Origin of the sequence: Archangium sp. (assembly GCF_036277355.1) — a bacterium.
In the GTDB taxonomy this organism is placed as follows: domain Bacteria; phylum Myxococcota; class Myxococcia; order Myxococcales; family Myxococcaceae; genus Archangium.
Map to the genome: position 1 here is coordinate 20,731 of NZ_DASUNC010000075.1, position 14,222 is coordinate 34,952.

Annotated in this window: 13 protein-coding genes; 7 read left to right on the forward strand and 6 right to left on the reverse strand. The window is 66.2% G+C overall.

Translation table 11 applies throughout. The features are described from left to right. Positions 1-267: 267 nt before the first annotated feature. From VFZ09_RS19915 to VFZ09_RS19925, 3 genes are all read right to left on the reverse strand, one after another. Positions 268-588, reverse strand: a complete 321-nt coding sequence (locus VFZ09_RS19915) for a hypothetical protein (RefSeq protein WP_329729197.1) — start codon at positions 586-588, stop codon at positions 268-270. Positions 589-880: 292 nt separating this feature from the next. Continuing rightward, entirely contained in the window at positions 881-2,692 is a 1,812-nt protein-coding gene (locus VFZ09_RS19920; RefSeq protein ID WP_329729198.1) for a serine/threonine-protein kinase, read from the reverse strand. A 12-nt stretch (positions 2,693-2,704) separates the two neighbouring features. After that, a complete protein-coding gene (locus tag VFZ09_RS19925) occupies positions 2,705-3,598 on the reverse strand; it encodes a DUF2381 family protein (protein ID WP_329729240.1) in 894 nt (297 codons plus the stop codon). Between the two features lie 263 nt (positions 3,599-3,861). Between VFZ09_RS19925 and VFZ09_RS19930 the strand changes: the two genes are divergently transcribed. The 4 genes from VFZ09_RS19930 (at position 3,862) to VFZ09_RS19945 (ending at position 8,204) form a co-directional block, all read left to right on the forward strand. After that, on the forward strand, positions 3,862-5,076 hold the full coding sequence (locus VFZ09_RS19930; RefSeq protein ID WP_329729199.1) for an AIPR family protein: 1,215 nt from the start codon (positions 3,862-3,864) through the stop codon (positions 5,074-5,076). A 346-nt stretch (positions 5,077-5,422) separates the two neighbouring features. Next, complete coding sequence (locus VFZ09_RS19935) at positions 5,423-6,388, forward strand: hypothetical protein (RefSeq protein ID WP_329729200.1); 966 nt, start codon at positions 5,423-5,425, stop codon at positions 6,386-6,388. A gap of 366 nt (positions 6,389-6,754) precedes the next feature. After that, the gene (locus VFZ09_RS19940; protein WP_329729201.1) at positions 6,755-7,699 is read left to right on the forward strand and encodes a hypothetical protein; all 945 of its coding nucleotides are present in this window, start codon (positions 6,755-6,757) and stop codon (positions 7,697-7,699) included. Positions 7,700-7,928: 229 nt separating this feature from the next. Next, positions 7,929-8,204 (forward strand): transposase, encoded by a 276-nt coding sequence (locus VFZ09_RS19945; RefSeq protein WP_329729202.1) that lies wholly within the window; start codon positions 7,929-7,931, stop codon positions 8,202-8,204. A 78-nt stretch (positions 8,205-8,282) separates the two neighbouring features. On the opposite strand, the gene VFZ09_RS19950 is transcribed toward VFZ09_RS19945, so the two are convergent. After that, complete coding sequence (locus VFZ09_RS19950) at positions 8,283-9,428, reverse strand: spore photoproduct lyase family protein (protein ID WP_329729203.1); 1,146 nt, start codon at positions 9,426-9,428, stop codon at positions 8,283-8,285. 111 nt (positions 9,429-9,539) lie between these two features. Between VFZ09_RS19950 and VFZ09_RS19955 the strand changes: the two genes are divergently transcribed. Continuing rightward, entirely contained in the window at positions 9,540-9,848 is a 309-nt protein-coding gene (locus VFZ09_RS19955) for a hypothetical protein (protein ID WP_329729204.1), read from the forward strand. Between the two features lie 149 nt (positions 9,849-9,997). Further along, entirely contained in the window at positions 9,998-10,612 is a 615-nt protein-coding gene (locus VFZ09_RS19960) for a C1q-like domain-containing protein (protein ID WP_329729205.1), read from the forward strand. Between the two features lie 47 nt (positions 10,613-10,659). On the opposite strand, the gene VFZ09_RS19965 is transcribed toward VFZ09_RS19960, so the two are convergent. Beyond that, a complete protein-coding gene (locus tag VFZ09_RS19965; protein WP_329729206.1) occupies positions 10,660-11,745 on the reverse strand; it encodes an aldo/keto reductase in 1,086 nt (361 codons plus the stop codon). Between the two features lie 148 nt (positions 11,746-11,893). Here VFZ09_RS19965 and VFZ09_RS19970 point away from each other — a divergent pair, with 148 nt between their 5' ends. After that, positions 11,894-12,619, forward strand: a complete 726-nt coding sequence (locus VFZ09_RS19970; RefSeq protein WP_329729207.1) for a L,D-transpeptidase family protein — start codon at positions 11,894-11,896, stop codon at positions 12,617-12,619. A 195-nt stretch (positions 12,620-12,814) separates the two neighbouring features. Here the strand turns inward: VFZ09_RS19970 and VFZ09_RS19975 are convergent, their stop codons facing one another. Then, the gene (locus tag VFZ09_RS19975; protein WP_329729208.1) at positions 12,815-14,032 is read right to left on the reverse strand and encodes a putative sensor domain DACNV-containing protein; all 1,218 of its coding nucleotides are present in this window, start codon (positions 14,030-14,032) and stop codon (positions 12,815-12,817) included. Positions 14,033-14,222 lie beyond the last annotated feature (190 nt).

Sequence of the window (14,222 nt, forward strand, 5' to 3'; positions counted from 1 at the left end):
TCGGCTCCAGGCTGACGTAGCACCCGGCGTGAACAGCAAGGCTCACGGCTTCATGATGTAGTTCCTCTTCGGGCGGACGTCCTTTTCCTTCCCCGTCTTGGTGCAGAAGCGCCGCACGTCGCCATCCTTCGCGGCAGGGCTCCCCAGTCGACATCGAAGGCCCCGCGAACGACGGCTGTGACTCGGCTCGTGAAGCAGTAGCCCAAAGTTGACCGCCCCTGACAGAACTTGCCAGGGTGACTTGGCGACGCGGCCCGACCGCGCCCTTCAGTTGAGCGAGCAGGCCAGCAGGGTCACCCTGGGCTCCTGCACCCGATCGAAGCTGAATACCTCGCGCTCCTCGCCCGGGTAGAGGCGATGCTCCTTGGTATCGCTCCGCAGCTTGCCCTGATAGATCCAAGTGCGCCTTATGGTCACGGTCGCGTTCTGGTCGGATCCGTTGATCAGATACAGCCAAGCATACGTTGGATTGCCCCGGTCCTCGACCTTGACCTTGCCTTTGCAGTCGTTCGCCGCAAGCAGTTCCTGCACCTGCTCGCCCGTCGTGAAGTTCTCGCCGCCATCGGGATACTCGCGCTCTCCACTCATTCTTTCCCTCCCTGCTGTTGTTGTCCGCGCAGGCTGAGCCATCATCGGCCGGAAGTTGATGCCCTTTTTCGCAAACGGGGCATGCTCAGGCGGGTTTCGGCAGTCGACGTTGGCCCTCTAAACCCGACCGCGAATCTGCCGGATTGCATGCTCCACTCCAAGAGGGCACATCCGCTCAGCCTCGACCAGCTTGGTGAGAGCGGGCTCCATGAGTGTTTCGGATTATCGTTGCAGGCGTGATGCCGGAGATTTACGCCCTCGAGCGGTTGGTGACCCCTTGAAAGGGTGCTCCTCAAGGCCAGCGCCAGACGGCCGCCACCGGCAACTCCCGGTCCAGCCGAACGGCCCCGGGCTTGGAGCCGGGTTGCTTCCGCCAGCGCCCCTCTGGCCCGCCCAGGACGATGCACACCGGCAGCCTGCGGCCGTCCGGCAACAGCGCTTCGGTGTAGCGCCCCAGCACGGCCTCCTCCCCATCCCGGTTCTGAATCCCAGAGCCCGTCCAGAGCTTCCCGTACAACAGCGTGCCACCAGGTAGCTGCGGCGCAGTCCCCTCGCGCTGCACCACGCGGCCGACGATGGGGCCGTCGCGGTAAGTGCCCTCCTGGTACGGGTCCCCAGGCTGGTTGATGTCGACGATGGCCTGGAGCCGCATGCCCTCGTCGAGCTTCAGCTCCTCGAACATGTTGTGCCGGGCCTCGGGGGGGCAGTCCTCTGGCTCCGGCCTCACCTGGGCGGCGGGACAGCCCAGGCCTGCAGCGGTGCACAGCCACACGGTGAGGACTCCGAAGCGTGAGCGGTTGGAGGGAGTCGAGTCCTGGGGCGTGGTGCGAGGGGGCACGGGCGCACTTCCTTTCTCGGGGGAGCCGGATGCGATGGACTCCGGCATGTGGGGGCGCGCGAGTGTGGATCGCACCAGCCATGAGGCAAGGAACAGGCCGGCGAGGAGGAGCAGGCCCACCAGGGCGAGGCGCCCCACGCGCCACGTGCGGCGCTCCTGGGCGGGCGCCTCCTCGCGAGCATCCTCCGGCGGCCTCGTCTCCTCTGGCGTCGAAGCTGCTTCACCTGCGGCTGCGGCCTGTGGGTGCTGGGCCTCCTGTTCCGGTTCCAACTGCTTGGACAGCGCCTCTGCCGGGCTGTCCGGCGCGGTGAGGGGCACCTTCCATGCGGGGGACTTTCTCTGCTTCTCGGTGGCCTGCTCCAGGGCCTCGAGCAGGGCCTCGGTGTTGGGGTAGCGGTCCTCTGGCCGCTTCTCCAGCAGCTTCATGGCGATATCGCTGAGGGAGCGCGGCACCAGGGGGTTGAGCAGGTGGGGCGCGGCCGGCGGGACGGCGGCGATGGCGGCCAGCAGCTCCTTGTCCGGCAGCTCCGGGTCGAAGGGGTGCCTGTCTGTGAGGGCTTGGTAGAGCAGCACGCCCAGTGCGTACAGGTCCACGGCCACCCCGCCTTGGAAGGGCTCACCCCGCTTCCACGCCTCGGTGCGTATGTAGGCCAGGAGCTCGGGGGGCACCAGGTGAAGGACGCCCTCGGGCAGGCCCAGCGTCTTCGTCAGGGCCCCGGGGATGCGCGCGGTGCCAAAATCAATGACGAACGGCCGGCCGTCCTTTCTTCGGATGAGGATGTTCTCCGCCTTCAAATCCCGGTGGAGCACACCGCGTGCGTGCAGCACACCCACGGTGCGCACCACACTGGAGAAGGTGTCCACCACCTCAATGGCGTGCGGGGGCTTGCGCCAGCGCCTCTCGTGCCAGGTTTCCCCGTCGATGAAGTCCGTGACGAGGAAGGGGTAGCCCTTGGTGGGGTGGGGCCAAAAGTCCACCGCGTACACGCGCAGCAGGTTGGGGTGGGAGGCATAGGTGAAGAGGGTCGCAGCCTCACGCGCCAGGCGCCGGTAGACGCTCGTCTCCTCCACACACTGCTCTTCCGTGAGCTCCTCCGTGGATTGGGTGAGGGGCAGCAGCGCCATTTTCAGGGAGTAGGGCTGGCCGTCGCGTTCCACCTTGAAAACTCGAGAGGAGCCACCACGGCCCAGCACCTCGACGATGAGCCAGGGGCCCACCGCGTGGCCGGGTTGAAGGTGGTCCGGGTGTTGGACTTCAGTCGTCATGGGCCGGCCCTCCTAGAGCGCAACATCGGTGATGGGCAGGAGCCGCCCGCCCTCGGTGTCCACCAGATCCAGCCGGAAGCGGACCTCGTTGGAGGCGGGGGGCTCCACCATGACGGCCACGAGGGCGAACTCGCCCGGCTGGAGCTGGGGCTTCTCCATGTGCACCGAGAGCACCTTCACCGGCGTCCCCTTCACGCTGGTGAGCTGTGCCGCGCCGGGAGCCCAGGCGGGCTGTCCCGGGAGGTTGCGCACCTTGACAACCACCATGGCCCAGCGAGTGCCCCGGTAGCCGGTGCCAAGCCCCGGCTCGAGGCCGCCCTTGTAGCCGGGAGCCGGCTTCCCGACGAAGAGCTTGGCCCGGACATCCTTCGAGTCGAGCACCCCGGAGAAGGCGAGGTTGGGAAGTCCGCTCTGCGCGCACTGGGCCTTCAGCGAGACGAGCTCGGCTTCCACGTGGGACAGCCTGGCCTCCAGCGCCTCGACGGTGCGCGGGCGGCGCACCACCTCCACCTCCTTGTCCACCAGCGTGGGGTGGGAGACGAGCGCGAAGGTGGCGTACGCCGGGATGCCGCCGTCCTTGTAGCGCACCCGTACGATGAGGCGCTCTCCGGGGGCCGGCTCGACGGAGGGCTCGAGCGCGAGGGTGTACTCCCCCGGGTCCACCAGCTTGAAGCGCGTTGCCCGCCCCGCCACCTCCAGCGAGGCCCTATCGATAGGGGCGTTGAAGCGCAGGTAGGTGGACACACCGGCTGCCACCCGCACCTCGGGTACCGGATCACCGAGGCTGCTGGGGACGAAAACCTGCCGCTCCTGCCGCTCTCGGGCCGGGAGTGGGGGCTGCTGCGCTGCCGCCGTTGCGCCCGTCAGGACGAGTACCAGCGAGAGCCACGTTAGGAGTCGTGCCAGAGTGGAATACCTCCAGAGTCCACCCTAGCAGATGTCCCACCCGGCGCAGCCAGCACCACGGGGGCGGATGCCTCTACTCGAAGAGTGCCCCGCCCGACGCCGCTGGGCCCCCTCGTTCCTTCTCGCCCACGGTCGTGGCTTGCACTCCCTTCGTTCTTTCGCGTAACCTGTTCTGTACCGTCCCGTTGGACGGTGCTCGTGCTTCACGGCAGAGCGTTCGCCCAGTCGGGCAATGGTCCTGAAGGACCAAGAAAGAAGTGAATATGAAGGACGTTTCGTACGCGTTGTCGTGCGAGAAGGTTTGCCGATCCCACCGCATTGAGTCTGCGGGAAACGGCAACTCCGGGAAGGCGAAGGAGCTCTGGACGCTCACGGTTCGCGCGGAGAATCTGCCGCGGACTTGGAAGCTGGGTCCTAACGCTCGGTACGCCGATGTGAAGGCCAAGCCCGCCAAGGAGATGTTGAGCACCCTCGCGACGGATCCAGAGTCGTTCGTGCTCAAGAACAACGGCATGATGCTGGTCGCGAAGTCCCTTCAGTCGAAGGGGAACGAGGTGACCCTCGTCTGTTCAGAGCCTGAAGAGGACGAGTTCTCTCCTGGCCATGGCGTTCTCAACGGCGGCCACACCTACAGGGTTCTCCTGGAGGCGCTCGCGAATGCGAAGCGGTACCCGAACGCCGGTGACGCTGTTGTGATGGTTACGGTCGCTCTGGGCATTGAGGACGAGGAGATCTCGCGCATCTCCAAGGCTCGGAATACCTCCGAAAAGGTGCCCCTCCACGCTCTGCGTAACCTCGACGGCGACTGGACGGAGTTGAAGCAGTACCTTCCCGCCGAGAGCCGCAAGCTCGTCTTCTTCAAGCCGAACGAGCCGGATGTCGACCCTGATTCCGAATTCGACGTGACCGATCTGGTTCGTAGGCTCGCGGTGATGAACAACGAGCTGTTCCCTGCCGAGAACGGCGAACACCCGGTGCGTGCTTACTCGGGGATCGGTGCGCTCGTCCGCCAGTACGACAAGAAAAAGTTCACCAAGCTCGCTCAGCGCCTGCCGGACATATTGGAGTTGGAGGAACTCGTTGTCCGCAAGTGGGAGGAGCTCTACGGGCGAAATAGTGGGCGCGCTGATGGCGACGGGAAGGAGAAGATCGACCTGAGCCGTACGTCGGGCTGCAACTCCGAGCCATCGCTGCTGCTCAGTGGATACCGCGCGAGTGTGACGATTGCGGATCCCTTCATCCTCCCCGTTATGGCTGCGTTCCGCGTCTTCCTGCGTAACGGCAAGTGGTTGATGCCTATGGACGAGGCGTGGACTAAGTACGGCGAACGAACCATCCGGGACCTTTGGAAGGCGTACAAGGAAGAGGGCAAGTCCAGCGCCTCTTACTTCGCGCGCTCGGCCAAATCCTCATGGGCCCCCGCGTGCGATCACACGAAGAACGTCGCGATCCAGAAGGGCTTCCTGAAGGTCTCGTGAGATCGTAGACCGTCTAGTACGCCCCAGTCACTTCGAGCGCCCTCCGAGGAGGAGTTCCACGGTGGCCCTCAGAAAGTGACCGGGTCGTACTAGATCCGGGCCGAAGGTGTCGGCCGAAGGTGTCAGACGACTCGTAGGGGCGCCAGCAGCCCTTCGCGGCGCCCTGAATCACTGACCGGCGACGCGTCCACCGAGGCGTCGCCGGTCCCCTCCCGACCAGGTGCCCGCAGCGCCTGGATGGGTCTTCCTTCGCGTCCCGTGGGCCTCCTACGGAACGCTTCATGCCCTTCCTAATCCCCTTAGGGGATTGGGTGGGTCCACCTTTTCGCGTTGATCGGCACAATAGATGACCCAGCCCACCGAACCCCGAATCCGCGACACCCTCAAGCGCTTCATTCGTGAAATAGCCGTGCCTGCCACCCTCGCAGCGCTGTGGACCTTCTTCAACTGGTTCACGGCCACACCGCACCCAGCTGTTATGTCCGTCATCGGGCAGTTCTTTAGCGCTTTGTTCCTCGTGTCGTGGTTCTGGGGCCACCTTCTTCGCATCCACAAGCAGCTTCGGGTCGACAACTCCCTGAAGGAACTCCTGAGCTGGGTGTACCAGATTCGGGACAAGGTGCTGTCCCCGGAAGCAAGCCCCACGAAGGAACTCCTGGCGACGGCAGCGACGACAAGCGCAGCAGCGGTGAGCACCCCGGCCAGCACGACGACGGCTCCAGCGACGACGGAACCAGGACTGACGTCTTCGGCGGGTCCACTACCGGTTCCGCCCCAGCCCGTACCAAGCGACGGCAAGCAGACTCAGCCGAATGTGGTCGTGACGCCTGCCCGCAGCACGTCCCCCGCTGACGAAATCATCGAACGGACTCTGCTCTCGGAAGCTGAGCAAACGATGATGGCGGGGCACGTTCGGTCGGCGTTGGTCATGGGGGGCGCGGCACTTGAGCAGGCGCTTCACACGTTCGTCGAAGCTCATGGGATGCCCGTCGGGAGGACCAAGGCCTTCCCGGCGCTCCTCGACATGGCTGGGAGCCTCCTTGCTTCAGACATGAGAGAGGAACTGAGGCGCGTCTGGAACCTTCGGACCATCGCCGCACATGGCTTCGACAGGTTCAGGCTCTCGCCGGCAGAGGTTTCTGAGATCCTGCAGATCATCAAGAGGTTGTCGGGAGCATTGATGTCGGCAGCAGCCAAGAAGAACGAACGGTTCACTGGCATCCCGTGCTTCCGATGCAAGCAGTCCACGATGGGATCCGGAATGGGTTCGAATCACTGTGGGAACTGCGGGGCCGTCTCCGATGAGTACTAAGCCCTCGGACGGGGCCTAGACGCTCTCAGCGTCGCTCCGTTTTTACCCTGCGGCGCTCGCCCAAGGTTGGAGGCGAGCGCCGTTTTCTTTGCGGGTGGCGATTCGGAGCCATCTTTGGTTCGCGAGCCCTTACTCGGTGGGGCAGACCGACGAAGTTGCGTCGGGATGCACACTCGTGGTGTTGACGAGTGCTCTCGCCGTGAACGCTTGTCCTTCTCGTTCACGGCCCGGGCCTGCCGCCTCGGGTCGCGGAAACTTGGGTACGGTCGAATTTCGAATCCTTTGACACCGTCGCGGGTGACGAATCCTCTGATACCTTCCGCGGGTCTAGTGAAGGTCGCCTGACAATTCTTCCGCGAGGAAACCGTGAAGTCACTCATCGCTGTGTTGTGTCTGCTGTCCAGTTCCATCGCGCTCGCACAGGAGCCAGAACTCACCCTCGGCGGTCCGGTCACCCTCGAGCGAATCCCGGAGCGCATGCTGCGGGGACCGGACTTGTCGAGCCATTCAGCGTTGATCGCGGCGCAGAACGCCGCGGGAGACCTGACGCTGGACGGGGCCACGTTCACGCTCAGCAAGCCGGGCGAGGGGGCCCGCCCTGTCCTGCTCGTGGTGCGGAAGCTGGAACTCAAGAACAGCACCCTCATCACGAATGGCAATCACTTGGTGATTTACGCCCACGAGATCGTGGGGAACAACGCGTCGCGCATCACGGCTTTCGACGAGTCGGCGACGACGGCGATGGATAGGCCCTCAGGGGCCGCAGGCGCCGCGGCGGGCAAGGTGGATCTGTTTCTCACCGGCCGTGTCGCGGGACCGCTGTTCGTCGACCTCTCGGGGCAGGATGGGCAGCATGGCGTGGATGGGCGTCCGGGCGCTGCGGGAGCCAAGGGTCCGCGGGGACGTAATGCCAAAGCGCGTTGGGGACTATGCCGCAGCGGGCAGGGTCGTGGCGGGAATGGCGAAAATGGTGGCGCTGGCGGGCGCGGCGGCGACGCGGGCGCGGGTGGCAATGGCGGACTCCTGACGGTGACCTTCTACAACACGCCCGTGGAGGTCGCCGAGTTGCGATACACGCTCGATGGAGGGGACGCCGGCACTCCGGGGAAGGGCGGTGTGGGAGGACCGGGCGGGCGCGGCGGACCGCCGGGAAAGAACACCAGCCCGTGCAAGCAACTCGACGCGCTCTTCGGCTTGCCGCCCGGCCATGGCTCGAATGGCCAGTCAGGAGCGAATGGGGAGAACGGGAAGAGTGCGGCCGCGGGCTCCAAGGGCCAGTTCACGGCGAGCCGAGTGGAGCTGCCGAAGTAGGTCACACGGCTTCATCCACTCCCGCGTGCGTATAGGCGGGATAGAAGCCATGCGTATAGGCGGGATGGGGGCCGTGTTGAGGGAGACAGCTGGAGCCTAGGGGTCGAGGAGGGCTGCGCCCTGGCCCGAAGACGCGCTGCGGGCGTACCAAGCGCATTCCCTGCAGCAGCGACTGCGCTGGACGGAGCTGGACGTGCGGCCCCCTCTCAGAAAGCAACCCCGGTGTGCCTTGCTGGAGGGCTTCTCCCTGCACGCCACCACGCATCTGCATGCCAACGACAGGCAGGGCCAGGAGCGGCTGTGCCGCTACGGGGTGCGCAGCGCGCTGGTGCTGGCGCGTTTGTCACGAGCGGAGGACGGCCGCATCGCCCACCGCATCACCCACCGGGAAGGTGTCAAAGAACTCGTTCAACACCTCGCCCCTTACGAGCCGTCTGACACCCTGTCGGGCACCTTCTCGCCGAGTTCTAGAATTGCTCCCGAGGGGCTCCAAAATTTGGGGTAAGGTCGAAGGGTTCACCCGATACCCTCACCCCGTCCCTCTCCCGAGGGGAGAGGGGAAATCGTGGCCGCGGGGCGTGCGTCAGAACGCGTAGCGCACGCGGCAGTACGGCATGCGCCGGGCGAGCAGTTGCTGGAACTCCTCGACGAGCCGCCCCTTGTACCCGGTGCGGTAGCGCACGTTGACGCCCCCGCCCTGGGACACCTTGGTCTCCTGCAGCTCCGGCCGCCACAGCAGCTCCTCGGCCTTCGGGTGCCAGCGCAGGTTCACCTCGTGCAGCCGCTCGTTGTGCGTGAGGAAGATGATCTCCGCGGCCAGCTGCTCCTTCGCCTTGTCCCCCATCGTGTCGTCGAGCTGCTGGAAGAGCGCGTCGTACTCGGCCTGCCAGCCCTCGGTGACGACCACGGGCGAGAAGTTGAGGTGCACCTCGTAGCCGGCGGCCACGAAGTCGTCGATGGCGGCGATGCGCTCGGAGATGGGGCTGGTGCGCACGTCGAACAGCTTCGCTTTGGTGTGCGGCATGAGGCTGAAGCGGATGCGCGTCTTGCCCCGGGGCGCGTAGGTGAGCAGCTCGCGGTTGACCAGCTTGGTGGCGAAGGAGCCCATGGCGTTGGGCAGCACGGTGAACAGCCGCACCAGGTCCCTCACGTTGTCACTGAGCGCCGCGTCCGCCGAGCAGTCGCTGTTGCAGCCGATGTCATACACCCAGTAGCGCGGGTCCACCGTATTGGGCTCCGTCTTGGGCCCGAGCTTTCCCGCGTGCCGGCGGAGGGCCGCGAGCACCTGCTCGATGTTGACGAAGACGGTGACGGGGTTGGCGTAGCCCTTATGACGCGGCACGTAACAGTAGGCGCAGCTCATGACGCAGCCGTTGGCCGTGGAGGGCGGGAGGAAGTCGGCGCTGCGGCCATTGGCCTCGAAGCCCATGGACTTCTTCACGCCCAACACCAGGGTGCTGCCCTTGATGCGATTCCACGCCTCGGCGTTGCCCTCGTTGCCGAAGAGGCCGGGGATGTTCCAGTGCGAGCGTACCTGCACCCGCTCGGCGCCGGGGAAGCGCGCGAGGATGTCGCGGCCCCGGGTGAAGCGCTCGACGTCGGGCTCCAGGTAGATGCGGGACACCTTCAGCAGGTGCTCCAGCGGTCCAGCGGGGGGTGGCTCGGGGGGAAACAGGTCCAGGTTCGTCACGGCGGGAGGTGGGATGCGCGGGGTGGCCCCATGTTCCATCCGCGGAAGAGGGTGGGCCTGTTACCTGGAGGACCCGGCATGCGTTAGGATGTCGGCTGGCTCCACGAGCGCGCTGGGGGTGGTCCCGGCCACGTGGATTAGGATGCATGCATGTCCAGCAAGGCGCCAGGAAGGGTCATCGACCTGCAGAGCGAGAGACTGCGCCGGGGCATGCCGCGCTACCACCGTGAGCCCGTGCAGACATGGCGCCGCAAGGTGAAGCTGACGGTGGCGGGGGTGTGTCTGCTGGGCATCCTGGCCGGGCTGCTGTCGGTGGCCATGGAGTCCACGGACACGCCGCCCGGAGAAGAGTCCGAGGGCCTGTTCAGCGGCTCTCCCTTCCGCTCCTCGAGTGGCGCGAGCCCGGATGTGGAGCCCGAGTCGGCCTGGTTCACGACCTCGGGCAGCGGCCGGCGCTGAGGCCCCGCGGCCGCTCGCGTCGCCTCGCCGACACCGAGAGGGAGCGAAGCGTTCACCGGCCGCCTGCCTGACCGCTGGGCCGGGTTGTGGGACACGGCTCCCGGGCCAAGTCTCCCCGGACCCCCGGAACTCCGGGAAGGGAGGCTCTCATGAAGACGTCGCGGGTGGTGCTGCTGTGCGGCCTGGTGTCGCTGCTCGGCCCGGACCTGGCGTGGGCGGAGGAGCCCGGCGCGGCCTCGGGTGCGAGCAAGGCGCGGGTGCTCTTCGCGGACTACAAGACGGTGGACCCCACCACCGCCCGGGAGGCCGAGCTGCTGGCGGGGGCGCACTGTCCCGACTCGGGCATCGTCGCCTTCAGTGCGAGTGGGACGGGCCACGTCTCGGAGGGGGGGCTGGTGCTGCTGCGCTACGCGACGACGCACACCCAGGAGGGAGGCGGCTGGGGCGAGGGCGGTGGCACCTTCGTGGCGCCGTGCACGGGCCTGTATTTCTTCAACGTGTCGTTCGTGAAGGACGCGTACCACTACGGAGCGACGGCGAACGATGTGTTCGTCCACGTGCTGAAGAACGGGACGTCCAAGGGGCGGGCGATGAGCGGCCAGGGCCACGTGGACCGGGACACGGGCGTGTACAGCGTCACGCTCTTCCTCGAGAAGGGGGACTACGTGCAGACGTTCGCGGCCAGCGACGGCAACCTGAAGCGCCACCTGCTCGAGTACAACTTCACGGGCCACCTGGTGAAGCAGGCGGCCCACGGGCTGTGACGTCGTCCCCTCTCCCTCTGGGAGAGGGTCAGGGTGAGGGTCTTCCCTCAGTACCGCTCGGCGTCCGACTTGGGCGCCCAGGGCAGCGCGGGGGCGGAGACGCCATTCACGGTGAGCCCGCCGTGCATGAAGGTGGGGGCGCCCTGGAGGAAGCCGGCGGGGAAGTTGAGCACCGGCTTGGAGACCTCGTCGAGCGCGGCGAGCTGCTCCGGCGTGAGCTTCAGCTCCAGCGCGCCCAGGTTGTTCTCCAGCTGCTCCAGGGTGCGCGCGCCGATGATGGTGGAGGACACCCCGGGGCGGTTCTGCACCCAGGCGAGCGCCACGCGGGCCGGCGTGCTGTCCAACTCCTTCGCCACGCGCAGCAGCACGTCGATGACGGAGTAGGCGCGCTCGCCGAGGTTGGACTCCACCCACGCGCCGCGGTCGGCCTTCACCTTGCCGGCGTTCTCCCGGGTGTACTTGCCGCTGAGCACGCCGCTCTTCAGGGGAGACCAGGGCGTCACGCCCAGCCCCAGCTCCCGGGCCATGGGGAGGAGCTCGCCTTCCACGGTGCGCTCCAGCAGCGAGTACTCGATCTGCAGCGCCACCAGGGGCGTCCAGCCGCGGAAGTGGGCGGTGAGCTGGGCCTGGGCGGTCTTCCACGCGGGGGTATCGGAGAAGCCGATGTAGCGCACCTTGCCGGCGCGCACGAGGTCATCCAGGGCGCGCATGGTCTCTTCAATCGGCGTGTGGCGGTCCCACGCGTGCATCCACAGCAAGTCGATGTAGTCCGTCTGCAGGCGGCGCAGGGACTCGTGGGTGGCGGAGACGAGGGACTTGGCGCCCGCGCCGCCGCCGTTGGGGTCCTGGGGGAAGAGGTTGCCGAAGAACTTGGTGGCGAGGACGACGCGCTCGCGCCGCGAGGGCGTGCGGCCGAGGTGGTCGCCGATGATCTTCTCCGAGTGGCCGCGGGTGTAGACGTTGGCGGTGTCGATGAAGTTGCCGCCCAGCGCGAGGAAGCGGTCGATGATGCGCTGGGAGTCCTCGACGCTGGAGCCCCAGCCGAGGTCCTCGCCGAAGGTCATGGCGCCGAGGCAGAAGGGGCTGACACGCAGGCCGGAGCGGCCCAGGGTGACGTAGTGATTCAGAGGCATGAAGGGGAGACTCCCGGGGTGGAGAGGCGCGCAGTGCTAACGCGCTCTTCTCGCCCCCGCCACGCAGACCCACGCGATGTGACGCCGGGGTGACACACGCAAGTCCTTGCCGGGGAACGTCCGTCTGCTCCGGGGTGTCCAGGCCGGCATGACGAGAGCGTTGTTGCTGCTGTGGCTGTGGGCGGCGCTGCCTGCGGGGGCCGCGGACAAGAAGGTGGAGGCGGTGCGCCGGGCGCGGGAGCCCGAGGTGGCGAAGCTGTTCACGAAGGCGGGCGTCTCGTGGCCGCCGGAGGAGCTCTATGTCCGGGCCTTCAAGCAGGAGCGGGAGCTGGAGGTGTGGGCGGGGGCGAGGGGCGAGCGGCTGCGCAAGGTGAAGACATTCCCCTTCTGCGCGGCCTCGGGGGACGTGGGGCCCAAGCGGCGCGAGGGCGACGAGCAGGTGCCCGAGGGCTTCTACACGCTGGACCAATTCAACCCGCGCAGCCAGTTCCACCTGTCCATGAGGGTGAGCTACCCGAACGAGGCGGACCGGCGCCTGGGCGAGCGGCCACTGGGGGGCGCCATCTACGTGCACGGCAACTGCATGAGCATCGGCTGCATCGCCATCCAGGACGGCCCCATCGAGGAGCTGTACCTGATGGTGCTGGCGGCGCGGGGGAAGATGAAGCGGGACGTGCCCATCCACATCTTCCCGCGCCGGCTGGACGCCCGGGGCCTGGCCGCGCTGGAGCAGCACCCGAGGGCCACGCCTCGGCTCGTGGCCTTCTGGCGGGGCCTGGAGCCGGGCTGGCGCCTCTTCGAGGAGACGCGGCGCCCGCCCCGGGTGTCCGTGGACGCGAGGACGGGCGCCTACACCGTCAGGCCGGGGCGCTGACGGGTTGTGTTGCGCATGCTCCCTCTCCAAGGGGAGAGGGGACATCCATGGACCATGTCCAAGGACTTCGTGGACACGCCACCAGGAGCTTGTCGGAGTATCGCTCCAAAACCTGTCCTCCATACCAACCGTAGCGGTGCGTTCGATTCGCACTACTCGATATGTAGTGGGTCGTGGGAATGTTCCGACAGACTCCTAGATCTCCGGAAACCGAACTCTCCAGAATAGGATCCGGCCTTGCTCCCTTATCAAGCACTTGATTGGGCCATCCTCCGATGCGACGAAGGCGAATCCGCCGGTCGAAGCGACGAAAGACGCAGCAGCCCTGTGCCTGGTCCCGTGAATCTCCAGGGGGTATTCGACAGGAGAAACACTCTGTCCGGTCGCGTCAAATGCTTCATAGAGTGGAAGGGTGTGGGACGAGCTCACCTTGTATCCGGCGCCGAAAACTCGAAGATTTGGCCCGAGTAGGAGCGCGCCATCCATGGCGGTAAGCCGCGCAATGTCATCCGACAGTGAGTCCACCTCGGACTGAGCCCACTCGCGGAGGCTCATTGCCTCATCCCACTCATCATTGCGCCCCAACTCGTCATCCCGGAAGGCGACTCCAAGCCCGCGTTCGATTGCTTCAAAGAGGTTCCGGCTCTTGTCCGCCAGGATGTCGGGCTCGGTGAGCACGAGCTTCGGCATGTCCTGCTGCGAGTCGAGAGATGGAGTCGGCTGGACGAGAATGAGACCTCCGCGGCCAGTCGCTCGCATGCCTCTGACGAGCCTTTCGAAAACGTGCTCGCCAATACGGCTGGGCATGAGGATCCGATTCGTCTCCCCGCTGAGCAGATCCCCTAGCGACTGTCGGATGGTGGAGCGCACCACGCCATCGGAGATGAAGATGTCGGGAGCCGGTTTGGCAAGCTGCCCGCGCTCGTACCTCATGATCTCGGTGCCGGCATAAACGAGCGAGAGGGCTCCAGGGGCAGTGGTGGACAGGAAGAGAACGTTCCCGCCATTTGTGCTGGTGTTGAGCTTGGCAATTCCCACGGCCTGCCAGCCGGATGACTCCTCGTGCTCCAGGACAACGGCGGTTCGACCAGGCTCGGTCACGACTGAGAGCTTGACGAGCGCTTCCAGGTCGAGCCGTTGCGGTTTGAGCGGGAGCACAGACCAGGCTTGCTGTCGAGGTACATCCGAGCCCAGGTACTCAGAGCTGTCCTCGACATCCTGGAGAGGTTTTCCCGGCGATACGACAACCTGCACGCGGGTGGCGCTACCCTCTTCGGTCGAGAGGCTCGCGAAGAAGAGGAGATCGAGAAGCTCGCCGACGACTTGCACTAGCCGCGGGTTGCCGAGCCATTTTGGGGCTCGCCGCTTCAGCGCCTCCTGTAGGTGATCGCGCGGATACAGAAGATCTGCCATGGCTCCTCGCTCATGGAATGGGAGAGATGCCGTCACAAAGCGCCGATAACGATTCACCGTCCTCGCAGAGTGTCAAGGAGATGTCGGGTGAGTCGCTTCAGCTCGTTCAAGCTGCCAGCTTTTGCTCCTCGTGTCGACGCCGAGCTGCTTCCGGCGAGAGGTACCCATGGGCCTCGCGGGCCCCCCCTGT

Excerpts from the sequence above, each read along its gene's own strand:
- VFZ09_RS19965 (WP_329729206.1), bottom strand. The coding sequence starts at position 11,745 with ATGCCTCTGAATCACTACGTCACCCTGGGCCGCTCCGGCCTGCGTGTC.
- VFZ09_RS19935 (WP_329729200.1), top strand. The coding sequence starts at position 5,423 with ATGACCCAGCCCACCGAACCCCGAATCCGCGACACCCTCAAGCGCTTC.
- VFZ09_RS19970 (WP_329729207.1), top strand. The coding sequence starts at position 11,894 with ATGACGAGAGCGTTGTTGCTGCTGTGGCTGTGGGCGGCGCTGCCTGCG.
- VFZ09_RS19915 (WP_329729197.1), bottom strand. The coding sequence starts at position 588 with ATGAGTGGAGAGCGCGAGTATCCCGATGGCGGCGAGAACTTCACGACG.
- VFZ09_RS19975 (WP_329729208.1), bottom strand. The coding sequence starts at position 14,032 with ATGGCAGATCTTCTGTATCCGCGCGATCACCTACAGGAGGCGCTGAAG.
- VFZ09_RS19960 (WP_329729205.1), top strand. The coding sequence starts at position 9,998 with ATGAAGACGTCGCGGGTGGTGCTGCTGTGCGGCCTGGTGTCGCTGCTC.
- VFZ09_RS19950 (WP_329729203.1), bottom strand. The coding sequence starts at position 9,428 with ATGGAACATGGGGCCACCCCGCGCATCCCACCTCCCGCCGTGACGAAC.
- VFZ09_RS19920 (WP_329729198.1), bottom strand. The coding sequence starts at position 2,692 with ATGACGACTGAAGTCCAACACCCGGACCACCTTCAACCCGGCCACGCG.
- VFZ09_RS19930 (WP_329729199.1), top strand. The coding sequence starts at position 3,862 with ATGAAGGACGTTTCGTACGCGTTGTCGTGCGAGAAGGTTTGCCGATCC.
- VFZ09_RS19955 (WP_329729204.1), top strand. The coding sequence starts at position 9,540 with ATGTCCAGCAAGGCGCCAGGAAGGGTCATCGACCTGCAGAGCGAGAGA.